Annotated in this window: 27 protein-coding genes; 23 read left to right on the top strand and 4 right to left on the bottom strand. The window is 50.8% G+C overall.

The annotated features are described in order from the left end of the window. Window positions 1–30 precede the first annotated feature (30 nt). The 11 genes from PBA01S_RS11220 to PBA01S_RS11170 all read left to right on the top strand — a co-directional run bounded on the left by PBA01S_RS11220 (window position 31) and on the right by PBA01S_RS11170 (window position 9,864). Window positions 31–1,464 (top strand): bifunctional metallophosphatase/5'-nucleotidase, encoded by a 1,434-nt coding sequence (locus PBA01S_RS11220; RefSeq protein WP_127576009.1) that lies wholly within the window; start codon window positions 31–33, stop codon window positions 1,462–1,464. 36 nt (window positions 1,465–1,500) lie between these two features. Continuing rightward, on the top strand, window positions 1,501–2,328 hold the full coding sequence (locus PBA01S_RS11215) for an undecaprenyl-diphosphate phosphatase (RefSeq protein WP_127576008.1): 828 nt from the start codon (window positions 1,501–1,503) through the stop codon (window positions 2,326–2,328). 160 nt (window positions 2,329–2,488) lie between these two features. Then, window positions 2,489–3,628: a radical SAM/CxCxxxxC motif protein YfkAB gene (gene yfkAB, locus PBA01S_RS11210; RefSeq protein WP_127576007.1), complete on the top strand. Its 1,140-nt coding sequence runs from the start codon at window positions 2,489–2,491 to the stop codon at window positions 3,626–3,628. A 44-nt stretch (window positions 3,629–3,672) separates the two neighbouring features. After that, the gene (locus PBA01S_RS11205) at window positions 3,673–5,025 is read left to right on the top strand and encodes a hemolysin family protein (protein WP_036625381.1); all 1,353 of its coding nucleotides are present in this window, start codon (window positions 3,673–3,675) and stop codon (window positions 5,023–5,025) included. A gap of 182 nt (window positions 5,026–5,207) precedes the next feature. Next, complete coding sequence (locus PBA01S_RS11200; RefSeq protein ID WP_085279223.1) at window positions 5,208–5,426, top strand: spore coat associated protein CotJA; 219 nt, start codon at window positions 5,208–5,210, stop codon at window positions 5,424–5,426. A 4-nt stretch (window positions 5,427–5,430) separates the two neighbouring features. Further along, window positions 5,431–5,709 carry a spore coat protein CotJB gene (locus PBA01S_RS11195; protein ID WP_016312893.1) on the top strand — a complete coding sequence of 93 codons (279 nt, stop codon included), beginning with the start codon at window positions 5,431–5,433 and terminating at the stop codon, window positions 5,707–5,709. A gap of 51 nt (window positions 5,710–5,760) precedes the next feature. Further along, window positions 5,761–6,330, top strand: a complete 570-nt coding sequence (locus PBA01S_RS11190; protein ID WP_028538240.1) for a manganese catalase family protein — start codon at window positions 5,761–5,763, stop codon at window positions 6,328–6,330. 42 nt (window positions 6,331–6,372) lie between these two features. Next, window positions 6,373–6,570 carry a hypothetical protein gene (locus PBA01S_RS23125; protein WP_036625379.1) on the top strand — a complete coding sequence of 66 codons (198 nt, stop codon included), beginning with the start codon at window positions 6,373–6,375 and terminating at the stop codon, window positions 6,568–6,570. Between the two features lie 352 nt (window positions 6,571–6,922). Further along, complete coding sequence (locus tag PBA01S_RS11180) at window positions 6,923–7,894, top strand: quinone oxidoreductase family protein (protein WP_127576006.1); 972 nt, start codon at window positions 6,923–6,925, stop codon at window positions 7,892–7,894. Window positions 7,895–8,162: 268 nt separating this feature from the next. Beyond that, complete coding sequence (locus PBA01S_RS11175) at window positions 8,163–9,242, top strand: AI-2E family transporter (protein WP_028538242.1); 1,080 nt, start codon at window positions 8,163–8,165, stop codon at window positions 9,240–9,242. A 73-nt stretch (window positions 9,243–9,315) separates the two neighbouring features. Next, on the top strand, window positions 9,316–9,864 hold the full coding sequence (locus PBA01S_RS11170) for a CueP family metal-binding protein (protein WP_127576005.1): 549 nt from the start codon (window positions 9,316–9,318) through the stop codon (window positions 9,862–9,864). A gap of 61 nt (window positions 9,865–9,925) precedes the next feature. On the opposite strand, the gene PBA01S_RS11165 is transcribed toward PBA01S_RS11170, so the two are convergent. Next, window positions 9,926–10,669, bottom strand: coding sequence for a sulfite exporter TauE/SafE family protein (locus PBA01S_RS11165; protein ID WP_036699534.1), 744 nt, complete (start codon window positions 10,667–10,669; stop codon window positions 9,926–9,928). A gap of 26 nt (window positions 10,670–10,695) precedes the next feature. Beyond that, window positions 10,696–12,180 (bottom strand): carboxylesterase/lipase family protein, encoded by a 1,485-nt coding sequence (locus PBA01S_RS11160; protein WP_028538245.1) that lies wholly within the window; start codon window positions 12,178–12,180, stop codon window positions 10,696–10,698. 124 nt (window positions 12,181–12,304) lie between these two features. Here PBA01S_RS11160 and PBA01S_RS11155 point away from each other — a divergent pair, with 124 nt between their 5' ends. Then, a complete protein-coding gene (locus tag PBA01S_RS11155; protein WP_028538246.1) occupies window positions 12,305–13,210 on the top strand; it encodes a LysR family transcriptional regulator in 906 nt (301 codons plus the stop codon). A gap of 159 nt (window positions 13,211–13,369) precedes the next feature. Continuing rightward, window positions 13,370–14,731: an alpha-L-fucosidase gene (locus tag PBA01S_RS11150; protein ID WP_232228297.1), complete on the top strand. Its 1,362-nt coding sequence runs from the start codon at window positions 13,370–13,372 to the stop codon at window positions 14,729–14,731. A 74-nt stretch (window positions 14,732–14,805) separates the two neighbouring features. On the opposite strand, the gene hcp is transcribed toward PBA01S_RS11150, so the two are convergent. Beyond that, the gene (gene hcp, locus PBA01S_RS11145; protein WP_255315343.1) at window positions 14,806–16,500 is read right to left on the bottom strand and encodes a hydroxylamine reductase; all 1,695 of its coding nucleotides are present in this window, start codon (window positions 16,498–16,500) and stop codon (window positions 14,806–14,808) included. A 256-nt stretch (window positions 16,501–16,756) separates the two neighbouring features. On the opposite strand from hcp, the gene PBA01S_RS11140 reads away from it, so the two are divergent. Next, the gene (locus PBA01S_RS11140; RefSeq protein WP_036625371.1) at window positions 16,757–16,990 is read left to right on the top strand and encodes a hypothetical protein; all 234 of its coding nucleotides are present in this window, start codon (window positions 16,757–16,759) and stop codon (window positions 16,988–16,990) included. A gap of 200 nt (window positions 16,991–17,190) precedes the next feature. After that, complete coding sequence (locus PBA01S_RS11135) at window positions 17,191–18,273, top strand: FAD:protein FMN transferase (protein WP_016312874.1); 1,083 nt, start codon at window positions 17,191–17,193, stop codon at window positions 18,271–18,273. Between the two features lie 48 nt (window positions 18,274–18,321). Here the strand turns inward: PBA01S_RS11135 and PBA01S_RS11130 are convergent, their stop codons facing one another. Further along, window positions 18,322–18,528 (bottom strand): hypothetical protein, encoded by a 207-nt coding sequence (locus tag PBA01S_RS11130; RefSeq protein WP_016312873.1) that lies wholly within the window; start codon window positions 18,526–18,528, stop codon window positions 18,322–18,324. Window positions 18,529–18,621: 93 nt separating this feature from the next. On the opposite strand from PBA01S_RS11130, the gene yfcE reads away from it, so the two are divergent. The 8 genes from yfcE (at window position 18,622) to PBA01S_RS11090 (ending at window position 26,955) form a co-directional block, all read left to right on the top strand. Then, window positions 18,622–19,170 carry a phosphodiesterase gene (gene yfcE, locus PBA01S_RS11125; protein ID WP_016312872.1) on the top strand — a complete coding sequence of 183 codons (549 nt, stop codon included), beginning with the start codon at window positions 18,622–18,624 and terminating at the stop codon, window positions 19,168–19,170. After that, window positions 19,167–20,255, top strand: coding sequence for a GIY-YIG nuclease family protein (locus PBA01S_RS11120; RefSeq protein ID WP_127576004.1), 1,089 nt, complete (start codon window positions 19,167–19,169; stop codon window positions 20,253–20,255). Before yfcE ends, PBA01S_RS11120 begins: the two co-directional genes overlap by 4 nt. Window positions 20,256–20,355: 100 nt before the next feature. Then, complete coding sequence (locus PBA01S_RS11115; RefSeq protein WP_255315342.1) at window positions 20,356–22,059, top strand: cellulase family glycosylhydrolase; 1,704 nt, start codon at window positions 20,356–20,358, stop codon at window positions 22,057–22,059. A gap of 147 nt (window positions 22,060–22,206) precedes the next feature. Further along, on the top strand, window positions 22,207–23,685 hold the full coding sequence (locus tag PBA01S_RS11110; RefSeq protein ID WP_127576002.1) for a spore germination protein: 1,479 nt from the start codon (window positions 22,207–22,209) through the stop codon (window positions 23,683–23,685). 5 nt (window positions 23,686–23,690) lie between these two features. Then, window positions 23,691–24,863, top strand: coding sequence for a Ger(x)C family spore germination protein (locus tag PBA01S_RS11105; RefSeq protein ID WP_028538251.1), 1,173 nt, complete (start codon window positions 23,691–23,693; stop codon window positions 24,861–24,863). After that, window positions 24,860–25,069 carry a hypothetical protein gene (locus PBA01S_RS11100; protein ID WP_016312867.1) on the top strand — a complete coding sequence of 70 codons (210 nt, stop codon included), beginning with the start codon at window positions 24,860–24,862 and terminating at the stop codon, window positions 25,067–25,069. The genes PBA01S_RS11105 and PBA01S_RS11100 overlap by 4 nt, the downstream gene beginning before the upstream one ends. Before the next feature lie 18 nt (window positions 25,070–25,087). Further along, on the top strand, window positions 25,088–26,185 hold the full coding sequence (locus PBA01S_RS11095; protein ID WP_028538252.1) for a GerAB/ArcD/ProY family transporter: 1,098 nt from the start codon (window positions 25,088–25,090) through the stop codon (window positions 26,183–26,185). 71 nt (window positions 26,186–26,256) lie between these two features. Further along, window positions 26,257–26,955 carry an HAD family hydrolase gene (locus PBA01S_RS11090; RefSeq protein ID WP_127576001.1) on the top strand — a complete coding sequence of 233 codons (699 nt, stop codon included), beginning with the start codon at window positions 26,257–26,259 and terminating at the stop codon, window positions 26,953–26,955. The last annotated feature ends 13 nt before the right edge of the window (window positions 26,956–26,968 follow it).

Genomic DNA, 26,968 nt, shown 5'->3' with positions numbered 1-26,968 from the left:
ATAGATTGAGAGGGCAAGGAGGTAGTGCTTATGCCGGAGATGAACCAGGAAACGTTAACGATACTCTACACCAACGATATTCACAGCCATTTTGAAACGATGGGGCGCATCGCGGCGATGATTGATGAGTTGCGTGCCGAGGCGCCGGCTTCTACGCTCCTTCTCGATATCGGCGACCATATGGACCGGGCGGCGCTCGAAACGGAAGGGACTTTAGGACAGGCCAACGTGGACGTGTTGAACCTAACGGGATACGATGCGGTAACGATCGGCAATAATGAAGGGCTGACCTTTACGCCGGAAATGTTGGGCCAGGCCTACGCTGGCCTGCATAGTTCTGTCGTATGCGGCAATATCATCGAGATGCGGACAGGGCAGCCCCCGGCGTGGATGCAGAGCCGTCTCATTATACGCAAGCAGGGGTTTAAGATCGGGCTGGTGGCTGCGACAGCTGCGTTTGCCGAGTTTTATGAGCTGCTGGGCCTGGAATCCCTGAATCCGTTGGACACGATCGCCAGGGATGTAAGTCAGCTGCGCGATGAGGTCGATCTGGTTATCGTGATGTCCCATTTAGGCCTGCCGATGGATCGGCAGCTGGCTGAGACGGTTCCGGGCATCGACCTGATTATCGGCGGTCATACCCATCATCTGCTGGAGGAGCCGCTGCGTATCGGATCGACGGTGATCACGGCTGCCGGGAAGTTCGGCAACTACTTAGGTAAGGTTGTTGTTCACCGGGAGGCCGGAACCGGCCGTTTATCGATGGACGGCATTTGCCTGCCTGTCGGGGAAGGGCCGAAGCTGGAGCAGGTAGAGACGGCCATCGCCCTGCAGCGAGAAGCAGCCAAGCTCCGTTTGAATCGCACGGTTGCGGTGACGGATCGCGAATTGCCGGTGTCTTATGAGGCGGAATCGCCGTTTGGCAATCTGCTGGCTCAAGCTGTGCGCCGCCATACCGGCAGCGAATTCTCGCTGGTGAACAGCGGTCAGCTGCTCGCCAGCCTGCCAGCTGGAGAGATCAGCGAAGGAATGCTGCATGAACGGTGCCCTTCGCCGATTAACCCATGTACGATGCGACTGTCCGGCGAAGATATTTTGGCGAGTCTGGAGGAATCGCTGCTTGAGGAGAAGATGGGCAAATTCATTATGGGATTTGGCTTTCGCGGGAAGGTGCTTGGCGGCATTTGCGTTGACGGATTGGAGATCGAATACAACCCTGACGCTCCTCCCTTCGAACGGATCATCCGGGCAAGCGTTGCGGGCAAGCCATTGCGGAGCGACCAGACGTATCTCGTAGGCACGCTGGATATGTTCACCTTTGGCGTCGGCTATGAACGATTAAAGCGAGGTACGGAGAAGCGTTATATGCTCCCTGAATTTTTGCGCGATTTGCTCCGCTTTGAGCTGCAGACGGCCGGTGCAGTGGATAACTGTTTTCAATCCCGTTGGAAAAAAGTAGAATAGCTATAGCGCGAAGTCACACTCGATCAGGAGGAACGAATGAGTTTTATTGTCTCGATTATTTTAGCCATTGTCGAAGGTTTAACCGAGTTTATTCCGGTCTCGTCAACGGGACATATGATCTTAACTGCCAAGCTGATGGGGTACGATGATCAGTCGCCGGAAATGAAAACCTTTGAAATCGTTATTCAGTTGGGTGCGATCTTGGCCATGGCCTGGGTCTACCGGGAACGGATTTTAAATCTTCTGGGCTTAAGCAAAAAAATAACGGTTGTGGACCTAAACGCCCCAAAAGGCCGTCTGAACTTGATCCATGTTCTGCTGGGGATTGCGCCAGCATTGGTGGTCGGCTTTTTCTTCCGCGATTTTATCAAAAGCCTGTTCAGCTCGCAGACGGTATTGTGGGCGCTGGTTGTTGGCGGCATATTCATGATCTTTGCCGAATGGTTTAATAAGAACAAAGCGGTGGTTACCGCGCAAGAAATGGATCAGCTGACCTACAAGCAAGCGCTGCTGATCGGGTTGTATCAATGTATTTCCGTGCTCTGGCCCGGCTTCTCCCGGTCTGGATCCACGATCGCCGGCGGCATGCTGAGCGGTGCCAGCTACAAGGCGGCTGCGGACTTCTCGTTCTTTATTGCGATCCCAATCATGTGTGCAGTGTCCGCTTACGAAATGCTGGATTCATACCGCTATTTAACATCTGAAACGATCGGGTATTTCTTGATCGGTTTTGTGGTTGCTTTTGTGGTAGCCTATGTGGTTGTACTGGCGTTCTTAAAACTCATCCAAAAGGTACAGCTTCGCCATTTTGCTTATTATCGGTTTATTTTGGCGGCCTTGTTCTGGATCTTTATTATGCGTTAATTCTGTTCAAAGACCGACGATATTTCAAGCTGGAATGAAATCCAGGAAAAAGATTTATAATGAGGACGGGAGAAACGTCTTCTTACACAGTAGATATGTCCGCTTTTCGCTCTCCAGCTGGATTGCGGGAGCGGACGGATTAGAATGGTGGTAGTGGAAAATGAGAAAACAGACGATAGTGATAAATGAAGGCACTCGGCCAATCAGCCCGAGTTATGATCCGTGGGATCCGATTTTGTCCCTGCGGGAGTTCGGGCGGCATGCCTTAACCAGCGTTGAGCTGACGGTAACGAATCTGTGTAATATGCGTTGCGAGCACTGCGCGGTTGGTGACAGTCTCGTCCTGAAGGAGCCGGAGCAGCTTCCGCTGCCTCTGATACTGAAGGCGTTAGATGAAGTTGAGCATTTACAGACGATCAGCATCACGGGCGGCGAGCCGACATTTCGGCGCCAAACCGTGGAGGAGAAAATTATCCCGATCCTGAAATATGCCAAGGAGCGCGGGATTCGTTCGCAAATCAATTCCAATCTAACCTTAGACTATGAACGTTACGAGAAGTTGCTTCCTTATTTGGATGTGATGCACATCTCGTTTAACTATACAAGCGAACGCGATTTCCATGAGATCGGATTCGCCCGCAGCGGGCACCCGGTTAAGCGGGAGGTCGCTTATAAAATGTACGAGACGATGATTGAGAATACGCGCAAATTAAGCGATGCGGGCATGTTCGTGTCGGCCGAATCGATGATTAACTATCGAACGCACCGCAAGCTTCCAGAGATTCATCGTATGATTGTAGAAATGGGCTGCAAAAGACATGAGGTCCATCCGATGTATGCGGCCGATTTTGCTGAAGGGTTGCCGGTGCTCGCGTTAAGCGAGATGCGAGCGGCGATCCACTCGTTGCTGGACGCTCGGGATCCGGACATATGGATGCTGTTCGGAACGCTGCCATTCTTTGCTTGTAACGGGAATGAGGAAGACTTGGCGTTGCTACGCAGACTGCGGAAAGAGCCTAACGTGACTGTTCGCAATGATCCGGATGGACGTAACCGCGTAAATGTGAATATGTTCACCGGGGATGTGTTTGTAACGGATTTTGCCGCCATCCCAGCCTTTGGGAATGTGCGGGAAGGGAAGCTGGATGAGATCTTCAGCCGTTGGCTGACAGAGCATCCATTAAATCAGAAAGTCAACTGCCACTGCGATGCGGCCGGCTGCTGCGGTCCGAATCTCTTGGTCGCGGATATGTATTATCAAGACATTGAATTCAAATCGCGCAAAGCGGCTGCGCTATAAGGTAGAACTAAACTAGAAAAGAGGCGTATGACATGCCGGTAGCCATCGATGCTCATACCAATTTTGAAATCGGCAAGCTAATATGGAACTTACTGATCGTCCTGATTCTCGTCTTCTTAAACGGATTCTTTGTGGCTGCTGAATTTTCGCTCGTGAAGGTTCGCCAATCCCGGCTGACCCAATTGGCCCGGGAGGGCAACCGCCGGGCGAACTACGCGCTGAAGGTCAATAAACGGCTTGACACTTACTTGTCGGCAACACAGCTTGGCATCACGCTAGCTTCACTGGGTCTCGGGTGGGTCGGAGAACCCGCAGTGTCTGAGCTGTTAATTGAACCGCTGATGCATAAGATGGGCGCAACCGATCCTACCTTGATCTCCACGGTCTCGGTAGCGGTCGGTTTTGCGATCATTACGTTTTTACATATTGTCATGGGGGAGCTGGCACCAAAATCGCTGGCGATCCAAAAGTCGGAAGCAACGTCCCTATGGCTGTCTTGGCCGTTGTTGATGTTTTATCGCATTTTCCTTCCTGTGATCTGGCTGCTGAATACGGCGGCGAACGGTGCGCTTCGGTTGATTGGAATTGAACCGGCCAGTGAGAGCGAAGCGGCGCATTCGGAGGAAGAGATCCGCATTCTCATGGATCAGAGCGCCAAAAGCGGCGTCATCGATCAAGATGAAATGAAGCTGATGGACAATATTTTCGACTTCTCCGACATGCTGGCCCGTGAGGTAATGCTGCCGCGGACGGATATGGACTGCTTATACACGAATTTGAGCTGGGAAGAGAATATGAACATCGTCGCCAACACGAAGCACTCGCGTTATCCGGTTGCCGTCGAGGATAAGGACCAGATCATCGGGTTCGTACATATTACCGACCTGCTGCTGCCTGATCCCGAGAAGCCGCTTCGTCTGGAGGAGATGGTCCGACCGATCCTGAACGTACCGGAGTCGATGGAGATCAGCCAGGTCCTTCGATTGATGCAGAAGAAGCATTCTCAGGTCACGCTGGTCGTCGATGAATACGGCGGAACAGCCGGCCTGCTGACGGCAGAAGAAATTCTCGAGGAGATCGTTGGCGATCTCCATGACGAGTTCGAGGATGAACGTCCGGATATCGAGAAAATCACCGACGATGTCTATTCGGTGGACGGCCGCTTGTTAATTGAAGAAGTTAACGAATTGGTTGGCAGCGACATCGAAGACGACGAAGTGGACTCCATCGGCGGCTGGTTGTTCAAGGAGTTGGAAGGAACCCCGGCCAAAGGTAAAAGAAAGCAAGTCGACCGCTTCTTATTTGAGGTTGAAGAGGCCAGCCGGTTGCGTATCACGCGCGTCAAGGTCATCCGTCTTGTCGTCGAGGAGCCGGATGAGGAAATTGAAGAGGAATAACGCCGGACAAGCTTCATCCGGCATCACGCTGTCTCTGGGTTCAGGGGCAGCGTGATTTTTTTTGTAAAAATACGTCTATTTCGGTTCATTATTTGGGCGATTGTCATATGTTATAGGTAGGATGCAGGGAAAATTTGGTGGCTTGCCTGCATGATCATGCTTGAAGTAAGGAGGAAGTTTCTTTGAACCATCCTCAGGAACGTGTGTGGACCCCGTTTATCGGCCCATTCGACCCGTGTCCGCCGATCACGCAAAAAACCTACAGCACCCCTCCGCAGCTGTTTATCCACTTCCAACCTCCGAATTTGCCGCAGTTTAGCCCGATGGACGCCTTAAAGCACGGAACGTTATGGCCAGCTTTGTACAGCCCTTATGAATCCAAATGGGGAAAAGGACGGTGAGCCCATGTCGACAAATCCGAACAACCAACCGTTCGATCAGGAGTATTACGAGAAGCTTGAGAAGCTGCAAGCGCTGGACTTCGCACTGGTAGAGCTGAATTTGTATCTGGATACGCATCCGGATGATCTGGCCGCGATCCAGCAGTTTAATCAGCTGACCCAAGAGCGGACGCAGCACGCAAATCATTTTCAACAGTTGTACGGCCCGCTGCAAAACTTCGGGCGCGCGTATTCGAAATTCCCGTGGGAATGGTCGAAAAGCCCTTGGCCTTGGCAGGTGTAGCAACCTGCCTTCCATCTGTGACGGGAAGCTAAAGGAGGTTAAACAGGCGATATGTGGGTGTATGAGAAAAAGCTGCAATACCCGGTGCGCGTCAGCAAATGCGATCCGCGGATGGCCAAACTGCTGATCGAGCAATACGGCGGTGCTGATGGGGAGCTGGCAGCAGCGCTGCGTTATCTAAATCAGAGATACACGATCCCCGACAAGGTGATTGGACTCTTGAATGACATCGGGACGGAGGAGTTCGCCCATCTCGAAATGATCGCAACGATGGTCTATAAGTTGACCAAAGATGCGACACCAGAGCAGCTGAAGGCGGCGGGATTAGACCCGTATTATGTAAACCACGATAAGGCGCTGTTTTATGAGAACGCGGCAGGAGTACCGTGGACGGCGACGTACATCCAGGCCAAAGGCGATCCCATCGCCGACCTGTACGAGGACATTGCGGCCGAAGAGAAAGCGCGGGCTACATACCAGTGGCTCATCGACATGACCGACGACGTGGATATCCAAGACAGCCTGAAGTTCCTGCGTGAGCGGGAGATCGTGCACAGCCTGCGGTTCCGCGAGGCCGTGGAAATTCTGAAAGAGGATCGGGAGCATAAGAAAATCTTCTAGTTTCGGAAATGAACTTATTTTATCGTTGAAGGGGATTAGATGATGGCCAAAAATAAACGTGGAAAATCACTTTGGAATTTACCTTCGCGCGGTCGCGGCACTTGTCCAGTGTGTGGAAGCACGCGAATTAAGCTGTTGTACGTCAAAAACACCAGCTCAGGGCAACAACTGAAAGTTTGTAAGAAGTGTTCGAATGCCTCGCAGGCCAGAATTGATGCAGCCGGCCAGCAGGCGGGTTGAAGTGAAGGAGGAGCAGGGAATGAAATCGGAGAAGGGCGGCTATGCCGCTCTTCTCTTTTTGTATTACATTATCACTCATTATGGAAATACTAATATCTAACCCGCAGATAAGGAGCTGAAACTAAGGATCTGTTAGCAGATCCGTGGTTTATTTAGAAGGTGGATGGTTTATACCGCTTTTTAACGAAATTTTTAAAAAAATGAGCCCAAACGAGGTTTGAGAAGTTTTGTGCTTTAACAAACTAGCAAGTATAATTATGGCGGAATATTTCTTACTTAATGTCAGTCGGTATAAAAAAGTAAGATATAAACTGTTTATAAGTTGACTATATAAAAGAAAGGAACATGCCGGATGAAAGCAGCAATCATTCATGCAAAAGGGCAATCCCCGGTTTATGGTGAATTTGACACCCCAGTAGCGACCGATGGTAAGGTATTAGTTCATGTGAAGGCTTCAGCGTTAAGTAATTTGAGCAGAGCTCTCTCAGAAGGGAACCACTACAGTGCAGATGCCGTTTATCCTAAGGTTGCAGGTGCCGAAGGGGTTGGAATTACGGCTGATGGTCAACGTGTTTATTTCTTATTGCCAGAAGCTCCATATGGTGCACTGGCCGAGCAGACCCTTGTTCGACCAGATTACATGGTGAAGATCCCCGATACAGTCGATGATATTACAGCAGCTGCCATTCCGAATCCAGCCATGTCAAGTTGGGTCGCATTGAATGACCGCGCCCATTTACAACCGAATGAAACGGTTTTGATTAACGGTGCTACAGGCACTGCGGGGCGGCTTGCTGTTCAAATTGCGAAGCATCTTGGTGCCAAGAAAGTTATTGCAACGGGTCGAAATGAACGTGAACTTCAAGAGCTACATGCTTTAGGTGCTGATGTCGTTGTCCCATTTCAGTTGGATGGCACGGAGGGCGTTCAGAAGTTTGAAAAGGCATTAGAGGAACAGTTTGCTGAAGGTATCGATGTGATTATCGACTATTTGTGGGGAGAAAGCGCTAGATCCATTATCATGACCGTTTATAAGTGTATCCCTAAGGGGCATATCGTACGTTTTGTGAATGTTGGCGCGTCTAGTGGCCAAGAGAATATTGATTTGCCAAGCTCAGTGCTTCGTTCATCAGCTGTCCAAATACTGGGTAGTGGTCTGGGTAGCGTAATCATGCCTAAGTTTTTTGAGGCAATTCGAAATGTTTATGAAATAGTTAAGACAGCAAATCTACAGGTTAATACAAAAGTTGTACCACTTTCATCGGTTGAAAGTGTTTGGGGTGACTCTTCTGGTAAACCACGTGTTGTGTTTACCATCAATTAAGCTAATCCGGCATTTCGATTTCAGAGATAGGAGAAGACGGCTAGGACCGCTCTTCTCCTATTTTAGATAGCGGAACTTTTTAGTCGAAATCCCCCCATTTTATCTTCTTGTTCACATCATAACGTTTATCGCTAACATGAACGTAAAGCTCTCCCAACCTCGATCGATCGGGGGTTCATTCCAACGAATTTTATTTTTGATCTGAAAACCAATAATATAGAATAGAGAACTTTTTCACAACGAATTATACAAAGATAGGTGATGATGAATGAATTTGTTGGAAAGGTGGACACGTGGAGCAAAGTTCGTTTTAATTCTGCTGGCCATCGTGTATGTATTCTCCCTCGTGAGGCCGTTTTTCCGTCCAATGGAGGCTGTGATCGGGGCCCTGATGATTCCGATCTTGCTGTCCGGATTCTTTTACTATTTGCTTCGCCCTCTGGTTCAGTATATGGAGAAACATAAGATCCGTCGGTCTTTGGCGATCTTGATTCTTTATGTCGTCTTGGCGATCTTGGCGATGGCCTTTATCGCGGTGGTCTGGCCGATGTTGCAAGCCCAATTGATTAATTTAGTACAAAACATCCCTCAGTTTATCAGCTTGCTTGAGGAGCGATTGCAGGAATGGGGAGATCTGCCGTTCCTAGCGTCCATTCTTCCTTCAGACTCCGGATTAGCCGCTGATTTTTCAAAGTATTTGAGCCAGGGGATCACCTTTTTGACCAATTACTTGAGCAGTTTCTTCTCTTTCCTGTCCCAGTTTGCGATTGTGATGTTTACGTTCCCGATCCTGCTCTACTACATGCTGAAGGAAGGGCATCGCTTCAAACGCAGTCTGGTCAAGCTCTCGCCCATTCGCTATCGGAAAGAAGTGTATCGCGCTGCGACTGAAATGGATAAGGCGTTAAATGATTATATTATCGGCCGGGTGATCGTCAATGCCGCTTTGGGTGTGCTGATGTTTATAGGCTTCTTGATCATCGGGCTGCCGTATGCGTTGTTATTGACGACGATTGCGGTGATTATGAATTTTATCCCTCTGTTTGGAGCGATTATCTCGGCGATTCCCATTGTTATTATCGGCCTCATTGAGTCGCCGTCTACCGGCATTTGGGCGTTGGTGATTATTTTGGTGGCGCAGCAGATTCAGGATAATGTGATCTCCCCCTACGTGTTCGGTAAAAAGCTGGACATCCACCCAGTGACAACGATTTTGCTCGTGTTGGGTAGCGGTAATTGGTTTGGAATCATTGGAATGTTGATCGTCATTCCGGTGTATATGCTGTTGAAAATTGCCTGGAGGCGGATTTACAAGCTGTTCCTCCGATCACAATGGGAAACATTGTGAAGATTATGCTATAATTGGATTGTTCAAAAAGGAACAAGCAATTGAATACGAGAGAACGAAAGGGTGCCGATAAATGAAACGCAATACCATCTTGGCAGCGGCCGGGGTCATAGTGCTTGCCGCGTTGGGAAGCTATTTTCTCCTCACGGGTCAAGCCGATAAGCAAACGGAATCGAACGCTATAGACGCCCAGATCATCAAGCAGATGGTTCATGATTACAGCATAGGGAAACTCAGCGCGAAGTCCGCTTCGATTACGTCCAGCCATTTGATCGTAGACGGGGATAAGGGAGACTCGAAGACGTATGAACTGCCGAAGGACGAATTTTTCGTCTCGATCGCGCCTTACGAGAATCAGACCCATCCTTGTGAGATCCATAGCTTGACCGGATGCCGCGGTGAGATGAGCGAGCAAGAGTTTCAAGTCACTGTCACCGATGCAAAGGGGAATACCGTGGTGGACCAGAAGATGACGTCCCAAGCAAACGGATTTATCGACCTGTGGCTGCCGCGCGATCAAACGTACTTGATTCAAGTCAGTCAGGACGGTAAAACCGCGGAATCGGAAATCTCTACGTTTGATGGAGATCAAACGTGCATTACGACACTGCAGCTTAGCTAATTTAATCCAAAAACGAAGGACCCTCATCAGAGGGTCCTTCGTTTCTTTGGGGATCGACGGTCTATAGCAAGAGAATGGCACCGCCCAGCATCGGAGTGAGCACCATGCACGTTTTGAGCCAAGCCGCAGGTACGCGCTTCGTGAACGTGGCGCCAATATACGCGCCGCTCATCGTACCGATGACAACGGCAGCGAGCAAATGCACATCCAAGTAACCGATGGTAAAGTAACCGGCCCCTCCGGCGAGGGCAATCGGCATGATGACCAGCATCGTTGTACCGGCGGCATATCGCATGGACATTCCAAGGAGCAACATCAGCCCCAGTTGGATGAAAGGGGTCGACCCGATGCCGAACAGCCCTGATAAAGCGCCGGTCAGGAAGCCAACGAGCGGTGCATTCACCCAGAACCGCCAGCCTTGGACGGGGGAGGCGGCGTTCATGCTCTCGGGCGTCTGCGGTCGCCGGGAGACATAGGCCATGCGAAACCATAGGGCGAATCCGGAAGCAAACAGCATGCCGGAGGTCAAGTATCCCAGCTGATCTTCGGGAATCAGGGAGGACCAACCGGAGCTGATCCACGCACCCGCTGCACCGGTTAAGCCGACGACCACCCCGGGCCGCAGCTTCATATTCCCTTCCCGGTAATGGCTGATCGAACCGGAGAAGGATGAGAAGAACATGGCCGCGAGTGCAGTCCCTAGCGCTGTATGAATCGGGTAACCGAACACAACGGTTAGAATTGAAATAATAAATCCCGATCCGCCGGCGCCTACGAAGCCAAGGAGCAGGCCAAGCGCCAACATGACCAAGGCAACTTCGAGCAGCGGAATCAAGGCATCCTCCAAACCGGGTGAGGAACGCAGATCCCCGCAGGAGCCGGCAAGTCCTGATGCACAGAGCTTACGAGGTCCAGCACCATGGTGGCATGATTTGCTCCGTAGACAGGCCACGCGGGTAAAAGATCCGTATTCGGGTCACCATTGCGGATAAAAGCACACCAAGCCGCCCTCATCCCGCGGGCAAGTCCATTCATTTCAGCTGTCACCAAATACGGATCGTCGGAGGGGAGCGCAGGGATGGAGCCGGGGTCACCTGCGGCTAAGGCCGTTTGGATTAGGCTTCCTTCAAACCCGTGGATCGCTCCCAGTCTTCCGCCGCACCGAAGCCGGTACATCCATACGGGCGCTCCCGCTGAAGCTACCGCTTCCGCGAACTGCATGGCCCCTATGGCGTACAGGTGCTCGGTTAACGTTCGATTCCATGCAGCTTCTGGTGTCATCAATGTCTGGTAGTGCTGATAAGCCATCCATGCCACTTCCGCATTGATTCCAAATAATCTCTCCAGCGTCTCCCGGTCCGGAGATCTTAGCAACGGATCATTATGGATAAAGATCGCTGCCTCATCCTCGTTGGACCCGATCAAGAGCGGCGGCAGCCCCTCACTACCTTCAAGGCTCGCCAGCGGATCCATAGGGATCATGAACCCATCGGCCACTGGGCCAAACATATGCAGACCGCGCGAGGTATCGAAGCCAACCGCCGATTGGGCTTCAATTAGTTTCTCTGCGGGAAGCTCGAACAATCGGTGCGCATCTGCCGGTGATATGTTTAGCTGCTCCAGTAGTCTTCGTGTTGTTATGTTAGCCGTCTTGCGATCGCGTATCGCTTGCGTGGCTCCGCTTTGGGCGATGGCTCGGTGAAACAGGCTGCGCGCCTTGGGCATGACGTACAGCGAAGCCACGCATTTGGCGCCAGCGGAGTTCCCGATCACCGTGACGCGCGACGGGTCGCCGCCAAAAGCGGCGATATTGTGCTGAACCCACCGCAGGGCAGCGACAATATCAAGCATGCCATTATTGCCCGAGCTCGCGTATTCTTCGCCCAGTAACTCACTCAACTCCAAGAAACCCAATGCCCCCAGCCGATAGTTGATCGATACATAGACGATCCCTTCCTCCGACGCGTATTTGGAACCGTCACAATCCGCGCCGGTTCCCGATACGAATCCGCCGCCGTGAATATAGACCATTACGGGCTTCAGCTCATCGCCGAAGTCCTCCGGCATCCATACGTTCAGAACCAAGCAATCTTCGGACTGCGTTAGCTCCGCTAGAAGGCCTTCCTGAGCAGGATTCTGAGGGGCAGCATGACCATACCGATCACATCGCCGTACGCCTTGCCAGGGAAGCGGGGGAGCCGGCGGCTTGAATCTTCGTGATCCTCCCGTTGGAGCGGCATAAGGAATGCCACGGAAAACGTAGGCGCCATCTAGCTTAACGCCCTCAACCTTGCCTGATAACGTCTGTACAATCAAGAGGATTCTCTCCTGTCCTGTCGTTGTTGTGACTATTATAGCTTGCTTATGTTGATGAACCATAATATATATTTGTTTATAAAGATCATAACTGATTGGTTATGAAGCAGGAGGCCAGATCGGAGTGGAGTTGTTGCAGCTGAAGTATTTTCAGACAGTGGCTCGTTTGGAGCATATGACGAAAGCAGCCCAAAGCTTGCATATCTCGCAGCCGGCACTAAGTAAAATGATTGCATCCCTGGAAGCGGAGCTTGGGACCGAGTTGTTCCACCGGGAACGCAAGACAATCCGCTTAAACGAGCATGGCAGAAGGTTTCTTCAGCAGGTAGATCTTGCTTTGGACGCGCTCGAGGATGGGAAGCGCCAGCTGCAGGATGCCAGCGGACTCGCCTCTCCCGTTCTTACGCTGGACGTCCGGGTATCCTCGCATTTGCTGCCAGACTTGTTGGCGGATTTTCGCGCGGAATGTCCACAGGCTCAATTCAACTTGCTGCAGCATGTTTCCCCGCTGGACACTCGGACGAACTACGATTTATGCCTCTCGGACGGAGCGGAGTCCCCTCCGGGAGCGGCAACCGTCTCCTTGCTGGAAGAAGATATTCTGGTGGCTGTTCCGGTTGACCATCCGCTCGCTCAGCGGCAGCAGGTAAGCTTAAAAGAGCTTCGGGAGGAAGATTTCATCATGCTTCCTTCCGGCAAGTCGTTGCGGGAAACGACAGATGCCTTCTGCCGGCTGGCCGGATTCAAGCCCCGGATTCGCTTCGAAAGCGACGATCCGGCCACCGTACGCGGACTCATTCGTGCGGGACAAGGCGTGGCTTTCCTGCCCGCCCTTACTTGGGCCGGATCCACTGGTACGGGGGTCCGCTTGCTCAGACTCGAAGAAAGCTGGTGTAAGCGAACCATTTCCTTGTCCTGGCCGAAGGATCGCTATATGAAGCAAATCGCGGCCCGATTCCGTGATTTTACCATTCGATATTTCGCGAGGTTGGCGGAAGCTGGGAGAGCTGGGACACATTACACTCCATAATGGAGTTCATTTAAGAACTTTTTTACTCGAACGAAATGCCACTGGAAAGGAATTGTTCTGATGAATCTAAACGAAATTTTTAATATCAGGCCCTCGAGCAGGCAGCTTTCTTGGCAAAAGTTAGAGTTTTACGGGTTTATTCACTTTGGGATGAACACGATGACCGGCAGAGAGTGGGGGACGGGTCATGAAGATCCGGTGCTGTTTAACCCGAAGCAGCTCGACGCCACGGAATGGGTGGCCATCTTAAAACAAGCCGGCATGAAAGCCGTCATACTGACCTGCAAACATCATGACGGCTTCTGCCTCTGGCCCAGCCGATACACGAAGCATACGGTCGCATCCAGCCCGTGGAAAGGCGGCAAGGGGGATGTGGTTCGCGAAGTTTCGGACGCTTGCCAGAAGGCCGGGCTGAAATTCGGAGTATATCTGTCGCCTTGGGATCGGACCGAAGCCAGCTACGGGGAAGGGGCCGCGTATGACGATTTTTACGTGAATCAACTGACGGAGCTGCTTACTCAATATGGCGAGATTAGCTGCGTGTGGCTGGACGGCGCCAACGGAGAAGGCCCCTCCGGCAAGCGGCAGCAGTACGATTGGGACCGTTACTATGAGACGATTCGCCGGCTGCAGCCGCAATGCGTGATCAGCGTATGCGGCCCGGATATCCGCTGGGTTGGCAACGAGGCGGGGCATACGCGGCGGGAAGAATGGAGCGTTGTACCTCGGGCTTTGCAAGATGCGGAGAAAACGGCGGAAAAATCGCAACAAACCGATGACCCGTCCTTCGCTCGTTCGATCAACTCGATGGAAGAGGATCTGGGCAGCAGGAGGGCGATTGCTCGGTATGGCGGAGAATGGGTGTGGTATCCGGCTGAAGTGAACACGTCCATCCGTCCGGGGTGGTTCTACCATGCCGAAGAGGACGGGCAGGTGCGGAGCGACCGTGAACTGTTCGACATCTACTTGAAATCCGTTGGCGGTAATGCCATGTTCCTGCTTAACATCCCGCCTAACCGGGATGGGGTGATCGCAGCGCCGGATCGTGAAGTTCTGGCCAAGCTGGGACGCCGAATCCAGGAATTAAATGATCCAAGGCTGAACGAAGGGGCCGTATGGATAGGATCGAGTGCCGCTTCCCAGGAGGAGGCGGCCGAAGCTCTTGCCGAGGCCACACCGGATCGCGCTTGGAGACCGTCTGCGTCGGATGCTGAGCCTTGGGTACAAATCGTTTTACCGGAGGCGAGAGCATTTAACGCGGTTATTTTACAGGAACAGATTGAACAAGGACAGCGGGTAGAGGCGTTTGAGCTGTGGGCATCGGAACTTACCGAGGATAAGTCCAACGAGGAAACTGCACTTCTCGGTGAATGGCGTTTGATTGGAGAAGGTTCGATAATCGGTTACAAGAAGATTGTCATCCTTCCGGTTACGACAGCCCGGAGGGTGAAGGTTGTTTTTAAACAGTATCGTGAGTATCCGACTTTGGCGGCAATCCAACTCTCATTATTAAGCGAGTAACGATATAGTGACTGGAATCGAAAGGACCCCCTCATTCACATCACGTGATAGGGGGTCCTTTCGATTTGCACACGTTACGCCAAAGCTCCAAGAAACATGGCCATATCTTCCTCTACATTCGTAATGCCCCCGATGCCAAACTTGTCGATCAGGACCTTCGCTACGTTGGGGGACAGGAAGGCCGGCAAAGTAGGGCCGAGGTGAATGTTCTTGACACCGAGATGGAGCAGAGCGAGCAGGACGATGACGGCTTTTTGTTCATACCAGGCAACATTGTACGATATCGGCAGCTCGTTGATATCCTCAAGACCGAACAATTCCTTTAGTTTCAGTGCAATGACGGCGAGTGAATAGGAATCATTACATTGACCCGCATCAAGGACGCGGGGTATCCCGCCAATATCCCCCAGGTCCAGCTTATTGTATTTGTACTTGGCACAACCGGCGGTCAGGATCACGGTATCCCGAGGAAGTGCCTTAGCAAACTCGGTGTAGTAGTTCCGCGATTTCATTCGTCCGTCACACCCCGCCATAACAAAAAACCGTTTGATCGCACCGCTCTTCACTGCCTGAACGATCTGATCCGCCAAACGAGTCACAGTATGATGGGCAAAGCCGCCGACAATCTGCCCGCTTTCGAGCTCGGTTGGCGGCGGACAATTTTGGGCATGCGCGATGAGTGCTGAGAAGTCCTTTGGCTTCCCGTCCTTGCCATCCGGAATATGACGTGCTCCAGGATAACCGGTGTTCCCCGTTGTGTAAAGTCGATCCCGGTAACTATCCTTTGGCGGCACGATACAGTTGGTCGTCATGAGAATCGGACCGTTAAAGGCTTCGAATTCCCTCGTTTGCTGCCACCAGGCATTGCCGTAGTTGCCGACGAAATGGCTGTATTTTTTGAATGCCGGATAGTAGTGGGCTGGGAGCATTTCACTGTGAGTGTACACGTCCACGCCGGTGCCTTCCGTTTGGAGCAGCAGCTCTTCTAAATCCTTCAAATCATGACCGCTGATCAATATACCTGGGCGATTCCGTACACCGAGATTGACCTGGGTTACTTCCGGATGACCATAGGTGCTTGTATTGGCTCGATCCAACAAGGACATGGCTTCGACGCCATATTTGCCCGCTTCCAGGACCAAGGCGACAAGATTATCGGTCGTTAAGGTATCGTCCAAGGTTGCAGCCAGCGCCTGGCGCATAAAGTGATGAATCCTTCCGTCGGTATAACCCAATTGATAGGCATGGTAGGTGTAAGCGGCCATCCCCTTAAGTCCGTAGGTTAATAGTTCACGTAAGGAACGAATATCTTCGTTGGCGGTAGAGAGGACCCCGACCTGTTGGGCTTTACCTGCGAACTGGCTTTCATCTCTAGGCTCCCAGAGCGCGGCATCGGGTAAGACAGCCTCATCGTCAGAGTGCTTCTTCATCCAGTAGCTTCTAACAATATCTCGCAAGGCAAGAGCCTCCCGGATATGGCTCACGAAATAGTTGCGATCAAAATTAGCGTTCGTTATTGTCGCAAACAAGGAGTTCATGGTAAATACGGATAGCTGCCGGTCAAGCGGCTCCGGCAGGTCGCTGTCTAAGGCAAGGAATGACGCCCCCTTGAGGACATAGACCAACAAATCCTGCAGATTCGCAACCTCCTCAGACTTTCCGCAAACACCTGTGATGGTGCAGCCCGTTCCACCCGCGGTCTCTTGGCATTGGTAACAGAACATGGACGGCTCGTGACGCGTATCGGTTGGGATTTGACTTTGGTTCATCGAGAAACCTCCTTGATTGATTTCGAAGACAGGAGGTGCTGAAGGTTGTGTTGATTTTCACGTAGTTAGATTTGAGACACTGCACCTCCGTTTCTGCCAGAAGCATATCGCTCGATCGGCAGCGATTGAGTGACTGGGATCACAGTCATTTCCACAAAATAGCAAACAAATAACAGAATCTCTTTACCTAGGAAAAATATGCTATAATCCAATTCATAATAGATAAGGGGGGATATGGAAATTGGTAAAAAAGATCATGAAATCAATCCTTTGGGGACTATTGGGTATAGCGATCTTAGGTATTGTGATCGGGTTTGCCACAGACCATTTTACGTTGGCTTACCGAATTATGCTGGTGTTGTTCCTCGTTTTCAGCGGATGGGGTACCTTCTACTATGTAAAAAATCATGAGCGGCAGTATTTAGACGATTATCGGCGGTATAACCGTTCATACGATAACATCACTCGAGAAGATGACTTATTAAGATAAACGAATTTCGGATCAACTTCGGTTTGAGGCTTGATCATTGTGGGAGCGAGATCTATCTCGCTTCTTTTTGCATTTAGGTTCGTGTTCCTCTTTGCAGTACTCAAGTCACCGTGATGTTCTTCCTAGACGAAGTGTGATGAAAATTATACAATACGGGAAGTTAACCACGAGCTGCGTGAACTTTCAAATGAGGTGAAACGATGCAACGAACACAGAAATGGCGCAAACGGGCTGTACTTTTCGGCTTGACGGCAATGCTGACGATCCTCTTATCCGGGTGCGGAGGCGAGGCGAATCCGAAGGACAAAACGGCGGCCGCAGAGCCGACCTCAAGACAATATTATATTTTTGATACGGTGGTTAACATCAAATTGTATGAGGACCCGAAGGGCGAAGAGCATTTGGATCATATCGATGCGATGTTGAAAACGTTGGACGAGGAGCTTAGCCGGACTTTGGAGACAAGCCAGCTCTACAAAGTGAATCAGGAGGCAGGCGTAGAGGCGGTTGAAGTATCCGAAGATACGATAGAGGTATTAAAACGCTCGCTGAATTATGCCAAGGAGACGGATGGGCTGTTTGACCCAACCGTTGGCGGATTGGTTGATCTTTGGGATATTGGACATGAAGATGCCCATGTTCCGGCTCCGGAGGACTTGCAGCGGGAGCTTAGCTTGGTTGGTTATCAAAATGTGGTGATGGACGAAACCAAGCGAACGATTTTTCTGAAAACACCGGGGATGATTCTGGATCTCGGCGGCATCGGAAAAGGGTATGCGGCAGACAAAATCGCAGCTTATCTTCGTGAAGAAGGCGTAAAGAGCGCATTAGTTGACCTTGGCGGCAGCAGTATCATCGTGGTTGGAAGCAAGCCGAACGGTGACGACTGGATCGTTGGACTTCAGGATCCTGACAGCTCGCGCGGGACGACGATGGGGACTATTCGCTTAAACGATCAGGTGATTAATACCTCGGGAGTCTATGAACGGTATTTTGTTGAGGACGGGGTGATGTATCACCATATTCTTGACCCCAGAACTGGCGCGCCGGCGCAAAACGAGCTGAAGAGCGTAACCATCTTAACGGATAATGCGACGGATGCCGATGCGCTATCTACTGTGGTTTTTGTGATGGGCTTGGAGAAAGGGATGGAGTTTGTTGAAAATTATAATGAGGTAACGGAAGCCTTGTTCATCACGAAGGACGACAAAATTTATGTCACATCGGGACTTAAGGATCAGTTTAAAGTGACCAACGAGCTGTATACGCTGATCCAAGAATAGTGAACTCTGGACGTTCAAGCGATTGGACGTCTTTCTTGTCTTTCTTGCTTATCGGGCGCTGTCTTTGACGAGAAGCGCAGTGAAGATAAGAGATAACAGCAGGATCATTCCCATACCGACCATCTGAAGGATATTGGCATAAGGATCAGGAAACGTTAGCACTGCAAACAGAACATCCTTAAGGAGGAAAAAGAATATCTTCCATATGCCCCAAAAGACAAGAAGGATCACCGCCCATTTTTTGAAGGACTTCATGCAAGGTACCTCCGATTGATCAAGATTTCGATTGTATTTAGCCAGATGTTCTTCCTTATATACTAAAACGAAAGAGATAAGGAGTTGGTTTCGATGAAATTGATGTTGATTTCGGATATTCACGGATCAAGCGCTTGGCTGGACCGGGCGATGGCCAAAGTAGCCGAGGAGCAGCCAGACCAAATCATTATGCTGGGGGATTTCCTGTATCACGGACCGCGAAATCCGCTGCCTGACGGTTATGATCCCAAGCGGGCCGCGGCGACGCTGAACGAACATAAGCATCAACTCATCGCTGTGCGCGGGAACTGTGATGCGGAAGTGGACCAGATGTTGCTGGAATTTCCGATGATGGCGGATTATGCCATGCTCTACTTGGAGGGACGACGTATTTACGTCACGCATGGGCACGGATACAGCATCGATCAGCTTCCGCCATTGGCGCCGGGCGACGTGTTTATTCAGGGGCATACGCATGTGCCAGTAGCCGATATCAAAGACGGCATCTACGTCCTGAATCCGGGGTCCATCGCATTGCCGAAGGAGAACTTCCCCAATTCCTATGGCCTCTTGGAAGCAGGAGCGTTTAGGGTAAAAGACTTTACTGGTAACGTCATCAAACGGATTGAGCTTGCTCCATGACCAACGAACGGATCGAGCTGCAGCTTCGCACCCTTCCAGCAGCGCCGGGGGTTTATTTGATGAAGGACGCGGCAGGAGGCGTCATTTATGTTGGCAAGTCGAAGAACTTGCAGCAACGGGTACGTTCTTATTTTCATGTCTCCCGTCACCGCTCCAAGAAGGTCGAGAGATTGGCGCATAATGTGAAGGATCTGGAAATCCGCAGGACTGACACCGAATTTGAAGCGCTGATGCTGGAGTGCCGGCTGATTCAAGAACTGAAGCCGATATATAACAAAAAGATGAAGAGTCCACTCGGTTATGTTTATTTAGCGATCCGCGACACAGACGGGATCTGGGATCTGGAAGTTGCTGATGTGCCGGACGCCCCGGGAACCCGCCAAGTTTATGGACCGTATTCAGCGAGTCGCTATGCTGTTGAGGCGGCTGTCCAAAGCGTTCGCGAAGCTTTGCGTATCGCTTGCAGCCGTCCACGATCAGCGCCGATTGGATTTCCCTGTTTGAACCATTCGCTGGGCTTATGTCTCGGCGCATGCTTAGGCGGGGAAGCGGTTGAGCGCAACAACCGCATGATGGATCGGTTTACTGCGCTGCTGGATGGCTCGGATTCCAGCCTCCGGGAGGAGTTGGAGAGACGAATGCAGGACGCCTCCGAACGATTTGATTTTGAAGCCGCAGCCAAGCTCAGGGATGCTCTTCATGCCATCGATCTGTTTGCGAGGCAGGAGGAGATTGCCGGATTTATAGAGCAGAACGAGAATTTCGTAGTTGTGGAGCGTCTGAGTGAGCGGGAGACCAAATGGTTCATCTTGCAGCGAAATACGATCCTGTATAGCCAGAAAGTTGAGCTACTTAGAGAAAGCTCCCAAGCCTCTATGTCTCTGGAAATGGCGGAGCAGGCAGTGGTCTATCTAAGACAGCGTTCTTTTCTGATAGGCAAACCTACTCGGGATGAAATTGATGAGGCGCGGATCATCTACCGTTATTTACAAAGCAGCGACTGCCGCTATGCGCAGATTCCACAGGCATGGATTGATGCTCTGGATAAGGCGCGGATTGCACAGCTGATCGAAGAGATTCTCTAACAAAATCTATGAAATCATCTTCCTATTGACAGCGCTTACAATAATAGTTTATGTTTGATATGGAAATATAAACCATTATTGTCATTAAGGAGGATTTGTGATGATCATGAACCAACCGAATGCTGTCCGTGACATCCAGAGATTACTCCGAACCATCCTACTCGCGATGCTACTTGCTGCTATGACCTTAAGTAACTCAATGTTTGCACCTTCGGCTCAAGCTGCGGAGGGAGATTCCAGTACGAACGTGTCAAGAATCGAGCAGAGCGGCTTCCTGAAAGCTAGTGGTGCGGTGCTGCGGGACAACTATGGCACAGGGAATATCGTCAATCTGCGGGGGACCAATCTTGGCGGCTGGCTGTTGCAGGAGAGCTGGATGTCACCGCTTGGCGTGAAGGATGAATGGACGCTGCGCGAAACGTTAACGAACCTGCACGGCGCGCAAACGGCGGAAAGCTTGATCAAAACGTATCAAGACGCCTGGCTGACTACACGGGATTTGGACAATATCAAAAACATGGGGATGAATATGGTCCGCGTGCCGATTCTTTACCTGGAGCTGATGGACAAGTATGGCAACTGGAAGGCGGATCCGTGGAGCAAGCTGGATTGGCTCGTCCGTGAAGCGGGGGAACGGGGCATTTATGTCCTGCTCGATCTGCACGGTACGTTTGGCGCCCAGAACACCTTTGATAACTCTGGTGAGGTCAACTCGGACCCGCAGCTCTGGAAGAACCAGCAATACCAGGATCGAACCGTTCGGTTGTGGGAAGGGATTGCCGCCCATTTTAAAGGTAATCCGACCGTGGCAGGTTACGATCTGTTAAACGAACCTGACCGGGTGAGCAAGGAGCAGTTAAACGCTTTTTATGACCGACTGTATAAGGCGATCCGCGCGATCGACCCTGATCATACGATCTTTATCGAAGCCGCTTGGAACTGGAACCAGCTCTATGACCCGGACACCTTTGGTTGGACCAACGTAGTGTACGAAATGCACTATTACGCGATGGCCGGCAACGAGGCTTCGGATTGGAATGCGCAGAACCGTCTGGTGAATACCGCCTTGCAAGGCTTGCGCGACCACCAAGCCCGGTGGAACGTACCGGTGTATGTCGGAGAATTTTGCCTGTTTGATTTTACCGATCTGTGGGAGAAGTTCCTGGCCGGAATGAACGCCTCCAACATTTCCTGGACGAACTGGACGTATAAGGTCAGCTCGAACTACGGGAACTGGGGGTATTTCAACAACAACCCCAATCCGGTACCTAACATCTACAGCGACAGTCCAGAGACAATCGCCGCTAAATGGAGCAAGTTTACTACGGAGAATTTTAGACCGAACACGACCCTGCAAAATTTGGTGAAAAAATATACGACGGGCACAACACCGTCGCCGACGCCTACCGGGTTCGTCTATTTGATCTCGGAAGCGAATAAGAAGATTGTCAGCGCAGAGAACGCTGGCAGCGCTCCTTTGGTCGCCAATCGCGATACCGCCCAGGATTGGGAGCTGTTCGAAGTGATCAACAATAGTGATGGAACGATTTCGCTTAAATCCAAAATCAATGGAAAATACGTCACCGCAGACTTGAACGACGGCGGCAAGCTGATCGCCCGCGGCGAGAGCATTCAACTCTGGGAGAAGTTCCGGAAGGAACAGCTGCCCGACGGGGCGATCGCCCTGTTCGCTTTGGCTAACAACAAGTACGTGAGCGTGGAATTGAATAACGGAGCTGGACTGGTGGCGAACCGGGATCAGGTCGGGGGGGCTTGGGAGGCCTTTTGGCTGATTACCCAGTGATCGGCAGCCTAAGCTCTGACAAAGGCAACGGGGAAGAATAGGTGTCCCCGTTGTCTTTTTTATGCATAATCAGGAAAGGTTCATTGATAAATTTTGCTTGAATTGGGAATAACATATCCAGACCCTTTGGTGAAAGGAGGAATTCCCTTGCAGATCAAGGAAAGCCTTCATTCTTCAGTTGATGAGAATATCGCATTATTCAAAAGCATCTTTCCCAATGATTCCACCATCAAATTTCGTAGATTTCAACACCCTCAAGTGAAGTCGTTATGCGGCTGTTTAATTCATATTGAAGGTATGGTCAGCACGGAGACGTTAAGCAACTACATCCTCCGGCCGATCTTTCATTTCCAGCCTTCCGAGGAAAACCGTGGTATTCCCTATTTACAGCTCTTGATGGAGGGGATCATCGAGGTCAGCATGCTCGAATTATCAAACGACATGAATGCCCTCTTAAGCGAGCTGCTGAATGGCAATACCTTGTTGTTGCTGGAGGGGCATGATCAGGCGCTGCTCATTGAGACGCAAGGCTTACAAAGCAGAGGAGTTTCGGAACCGGGAACGGAAAAGTCGGTGATTGGGCCTCGTGAAGGGTTTACCGAAACGTTGATTACCAATTTGTCGCTGATCCGTCGACGGGTGAAAAACCCAAAGTTAAAGTTTGAATTCATGGAGCTGGGGGAAACAACCAATACGTCGGTTTGTCTATGTTATCTGGAGGACTCGGTTTCCCTGAAAATCTTGGAGGAGCTGAAGAAGCGCTTGGCGCGGATTCAGATCGATGCCCTTGTCGATTCCGGGGAACTGCAGGAATTGCTTCGGGATGACATCCTGACTCCGTTTGAGACAGTGGGCAATACGGAACGCCCTGATACCGTGGCAGGCAAAATTATGGAGGGGCGTATTGCTGTGCTGGTGGATGGGAGCCCGTTTGTACTCACGGTCCCGTTTTTATTTAATGAATACTTCCAGGTGAGTGAAGATTACTACAGCAACTACTTGTTTGGTTCGTTTAACCGGATGATTCGGTTCATTGGCGAATTTCTAGCGGTCAGCGTTCCGGCCATCTACGTGTCCTTGGTGACTTACAATCAGGAGATGATCCCAACTCCACTGCTACTCAGCATTTCAGCAGCTAGACAATCCGTTCCGCTGCCGACGGTGGCGGAATGCTTCTTGATGTTACTCGTGTTTGAAATTCTCCGTGAAGCAGGGACCCGAATTCCCAACTCCATCGGTCAGGCGGTCAGTATCGTTGGAGCTTTGGTTCTGGGGCAAGCAGCCGTAGATGCGAGAGTTGTCAGTGCTCCGATGGTGATTGTCGTTGGTATTACCGGGATCACAACGTTGATTAACGTCAAGATGAAAGCCGCCTCTATTTTTACACGTTTCACTTTGCTGACATTAGCCACGTTTATGGGGATCTACGGATATTTATTTGGCTTAATAGGTGTGGTCGTCCACTTGATGAGCTTGCGGAGTTTTGGTGTGCCTTACATGCTCACCATAGGTTCCATCAAGGATGATGACATTCAGGATACCTTAATCCGAGGCCCTTGGTGGGCATCGAGGGTGGGAACCCTCCGCATCCAAACGAAACGGCGGATTCGTAAGGTTATGAGGTGAGAACGATGTCGATCAAACTTGGGGCCAAGCTGCTGACCGTGATGTTGAGCAGCCTGATGGTTTTATCCTTAACCGGCTGTTGGAATTATCGGGAAATCGAGAAAATGACCACCATCGCCGGAATTGCAATTGACAAAGGCGAGAAGGAGGGGGAAATTCGGCTCACGCTCGAGACGGTCGACGGGTCCGGCGGACAAGACGTGCTGATGGTTGGTTATAGTCATATTTCTTTAACAGGCGAGACGATGTTTGACATTGTACGTCGAATGATTGCGGAGACGGGCAGAAAATTGTACTGGGCGCACGCCAAAGTGATTATTTTGAGTCAGGACATCGCACGGGAAGGAGCCGCCAAAGTTATTGATTGGTATATCCGCGATACAGAGACGCGGGCGGATATCCATATTCTGGTATCCAAAAATGAAAACGCTGCTGACGTGCTTCGAAGCGACAGCTACATGGATATGCCGTTGTCCTTTAAGCTGAATGAAATGCTGGATAATGAGAAATTGTTTTCCTCCGCCCCGGTCATGGAGTTGTTTGATTTCTCTGATACGGTGAATACGCCTGGCATAAGCAGCATACTTCCGCTGATTTACCTGAAGGAGCATGAGAAGGGGAAGATGGCATCGATTGGCGGATTGGCTGTGTTTGACCGAGATCGGATGCTCGGGACGATCAGTGAGGAAGATACCAAATATGTGTTGTTTCTACGCGATGAAATTCGTGGAGGCGTCTTAACGCTGGGCGGATATAATCATCCGCCGGGCATTTCCTTGAAAATTGTCAGGAGTAAAACAAAAGTAGAACCGGTCCTCGTGGATGGAGAGGTCGAAATCCGAGTTAAGACGCACACCACTACCTTCATAGACGAAGCGCAAGAGAACATGGTCGATTTTCTATCGGCTAAAGGGCGGGTAGAGTTGGAACAGCGGATGGAAGAGAAGATGGTCAAAGAAATGGAGAAAGTCATTCAGATCGCCCAAAAACAGTATCAACAAGATATCTTCGGATTTGGCAATCAGATTCATAAGAAGTTCCCAAAATTGTGGAAAAGGTTAGAGCCGGACTGGGACGAGCATTTTTCCAGATTAAAGGTGACGGTACAAGCGGACGTGCTCATCAAAGGCACGGCATCCACCAAACATTCGCTGAAAATGGAGGAAGAGATTCGATGATCCTGCTTACGATTCTCTTATACGCCGTTATCGTATTGTTGGATCAAGTTCAGACTTATAGAACCGCCCCCAAGAAGGATTTTATCTTTAGCTGCGTACTTGGGTTATTGTCGTTCGCAGCGGCATTGGTGGTGTCCACCGGTGAGCGGCTGCCGAGTCCTTCACCGTTAATTGAACGCATGGTGAGTTTGCTACTTGATTTGTAATACGGAGGTGTACTTGCGATGAGCAATGAAAGGATCAGCGGAGGTGAAGCTCGGGCGATTCTGATGCTATATGTCATGGGCAGCACGATGATTATGGGGGCTGCGAGTAATGCACTTAATGATGCCTGGCTCGCCATCCTGATCGGCATTATCCTAACCGTACCACTCGTGTTGATCTATGCGCGTTTGCTCGCCCTTTATCCTGGGCAAAATTTGTTCGACATCTGCTTACAGGTATTCGGGAAGTGGGCTGGGCGAGTGTTGATCCTGATCTACGTTTGGTATGCTCTCCATTTGGCGGCGCTCGTACTTCGGAATTACGGCGAATTTATGGAATCTGAAGCGATGCCGGAAACGCCGATGCTCGTCCCGATGCTGCTCGTTGCCTTGCTGTGCATCTTCGCCGTGATCAAAGGCATTGAAACCATGGGGCGAAGCGCAAGGCTGTTATTTAACATCTGTATAGCTACGGTGATTTTCGTGTTGTTGCTGACGATCGGACGAATTGAGGTGGAAAATATTTTTCCAATAATGGACCATGGCTGGATGCCGATTTGGAAAGGCGCGTTTTATGCCTTTTCGTTTCCTTTTGCCGAAACGGTTTTGTTAACCGGGATATTTTCCAATGTAAAGGATGGAAAATCGTTTGTTCGGATCTTTTTGTATGGCTTGCTCATTAGCGGGGCACTGGTTGTGTTTATTACGTTTCGTAACATTTGCGTATTAGGGACCTACACGATGAGCAACGTGTCCTTCCCCTCTTATGCTGCGGTAGGTCGGATCAATGTCGGCTCGTTTATTCAACGGATCGAAGGCACGGTGTCCATCGTATTCGTCATTTGTGTTTTTATGAAGGTCAGCGTATGCTTGCTTGCGGCAAGTCAAGGGATCGCCAAGCTGTTTAACCTACAGACATACCGGAGTGTGGTTCTCCAATTAGGGCTCTTAACGACGTATTTTGCCTACTCGTTATATGACGACATTATGGAAATGTGGAATTTTGCCATGAAGACCTATGCTTTCTACGCATTTCCGTTTCAGGTGATCTTCCCGATTCTGTTGCTGCTTGGGGCCGAGATCAAGAGACGCCTAAGAACTCAGGAGAAATCAGGATAAGGGTTCGGTTTACAAGGAATGCCGATTGACATATCATGAGGCTATATCATACATACGGAAGGAATGTGGAGATGGAGAGACAGGCTGTCAAACTTTCTAAGCCGGAAGCGATGATTTTTGACATGGACGGGACGTTGTTCAAAACGGAAACCTTGCTCGTCCCAGTTTTTCATAAGGTGTTTGATCAATTGCGTAAAGAAGGTCTGTATACCGGGGATACACCGCCGGAAGAGCTGATCCTTAGCTGCTTGGGGATGCTGTTGCCGGACATTTGGCGTCGAGTCATTCCGGACCATGATGAGCAGGTGCACCGCCGGGCCGATGATCTGCTGCTGGAATATGAACTGGAAGGTCTGCAACAGCTGGCGACCGAGCTGTATCCCCAGGTGGCGGAAACGCTGCGGGAGCTTAGTGCCAGAGGTGTACGGCTGTTCGTGGCCAGCAACGGGTTGGAGCATTACGTCAAAGGCGTGGCCAAGGCGCATGGAATTGCTTCGCTGTTTGAAGGACTCTATAGCGCAGGGGAGTACCAAACGGCAACGAAAGTCGATCTCGTGAAGCTGCTTCTGGATCAGCACGGCATCACCCGCGCATGGATGGTTGGGGATCGTTCCTCGGACGTTGAAGCGGGCAAACGGAACGGACTCGTTGCAATCGGCTGCGCCTATGCCGGCTTCGGGGATGATCGGGAGCTGGCCGGCTCCGACGTGCGGATTCACTCTTTCGATGAATTGATCTCGTTGTATGAGCAGGCGGAGGAAGTGAAATAGCCAAACCTCCCAT

Origin of the sequence: Paenibacillus barengoltzii NBRC 101215 (assembly GCF_004000745.1) — a bacterium.
In the GTDB taxonomy this organism is placed as follows: Bacteria; Bacillota; Bacilli; order Paenibacillales; family Paenibacillaceae; genus Fontibacillus; species Fontibacillus barengoltzii.
The sequence above is the reverse complement of the archived record's forward strand: the minus strand, read 5'-3'. Positions and strand labels throughout refer to the sequence as shown.

What these genes read in the sequence shown, in the direction of transcription:
- PBA01S_RS11140 (WP_036625371.1), top strand. Translation starts at nt 16,757, where the DNA reads ATGAAATCAATCCTTTGGGGACTATTGGGTATAGCGATCTTAGGTATT.
- PBA01S_RS11130 (WP_016312873.1), bottom strand. Translation starts at nt 18,528, where the DNA reads ATGAAGTCCTTCAAAAAATGGGCGGTGATCCTTCTTGTCTTTTGGGGC.
- PBA01S_RS11220 (WP_127576009.1), top strand. Translation starts at nt 31, where the DNA reads ATGCCGGAGATGAACCAGGAAACGTTAACGATACTCTACACCAACGAT.
- PBA01S_RS11195 (WP_016312893.1), top strand. Translation starts at nt 5,431, where the DNA reads ATGTCGACAAATCCGAACAACCAACCGTTCGATCAGGAGTATTACGAG.
- PBA01S_RS11090 (WP_127576001.1), top strand. Translation starts at nt 26,257, where the DNA reads ATGGAGAGACAGGCTGTCAAACTTTCTAAGCCGGAAGCGATGATTTTT.
- PBA01S_RS11180 (WP_127576006.1), top strand. Translation starts at nt 6,923, where the DNA reads ATGAAAGCAGCAATCATTCATGCAAAAGGGCAATCCCCGGTTTATGGT.
- PBA01S_RS11095 (WP_028538252.1), top strand. Translation starts at nt 25,088, where the DNA reads ATGAGCAATGAAAGGATCAGCGGAGGTGAAGCTCGGGCGATTCTGATG.
- PBA01S_RS11165 (WP_036699534.1), bottom strand. Translation starts at nt 10,669, where the DNA reads ATGTTGGCGCTTGGCCTGCTCCTTGGCTTCGTAGGCGCCGGCGGATCG.
- PBA01S_RS11150 (WP_232228297.1), top strand. Translation starts at nt 13,370, where the DNA reads ATGACCGGCAGAGAGTGGGGGACGGGTCATGAAGATCCGGTGCTGTTT.
- PBA01S_RS11105 (WP_028538251.1), top strand. Translation starts at nt 23,691, where the DNA reads ATGTCGATCAAACTTGGGGCCAAGCTGCTGACCGTGATGTTGAGCAGC.
- hcp (WP_255315343.1), bottom strand. Translation starts at nt 16,500, where the DNA reads ATGAACCAAAGTCAAATCCCAACCGATACGCGTCACGAGCCGTCCATG.
- PBA01S_RS11215 (WP_127576008.1), top strand. Translation starts at nt 1,501, where the DNA reads ATGAGTTTTATTGTCTCGATTATTTTAGCCATTGTCGAAGGTTTAACC.
- PBA01S_RS11170 (WP_127576005.1), top strand. Translation starts at nt 9,316, where the DNA reads ATGAAACGCAATACCATCTTGGCAGCGGCCGGGGTCATAGTGCTTGCC.
- PBA01S_RS11115 (WP_255315342.1), top strand. Translation starts at nt 20,356, where the DNA reads ATGATCATGAACCAACCGAATGCTGTCCGTGACATCCAGAGATTACTC.
- PBA01S_RS11100 (WP_016312867.1), top strand. Translation starts at nt 24,860, where the DNA reads ATGATCCTGCTTACGATTCTCTTATACGCCGTTATCGTATTGTTGGAT.
- yfcE (WP_016312872.1), top strand. Translation starts at nt 18,622, where the DNA reads ATGAAATTGATGTTGATTTCGGATATTCACGGATCAAGCGCTTGGCTG.
- PBA01S_RS23125 (WP_036625379.1), top strand. Translation starts at nt 6,373, where the DNA reads ATGGCCAAAAATAAACGTGGAAAATCACTTTGGAATTTACCTTCGCGC.
- PBA01S_RS11135 (WP_016312874.1), top strand. Translation starts at nt 17,191, where the DNA reads ATGCAACGAACACAGAAATGGCGCAAACGGGCTGTACTTTTCGGCTTG.
- PBA01S_RS11120 (WP_127576004.1), top strand. Translation starts at nt 19,167, where the DNA reads ATGACCAACGAACGGATCGAGCTGCAGCTTCGCACCCTTCCAGCAGCG.
- yfkAB (WP_127576007.1), top strand. Translation starts at nt 2,489, where the DNA reads ATGAGAAAACAGACGATAGTGATAAATGAAGGCACTCGGCCAATCAGC.
- PBA01S_RS11190 (WP_028538240.1), top strand. Translation starts at nt 5,761, where the DNA reads ATGTGGGTGTATGAGAAAAAGCTGCAATACCCGGTGCGCGTCAGCAAA.
- PBA01S_RS11175 (WP_028538242.1), top strand. Translation starts at nt 8,163, where the DNA reads ATGAATTTGTTGGAAAGGTGGACACGTGGAGCAAAGTTCGTTTTAATT.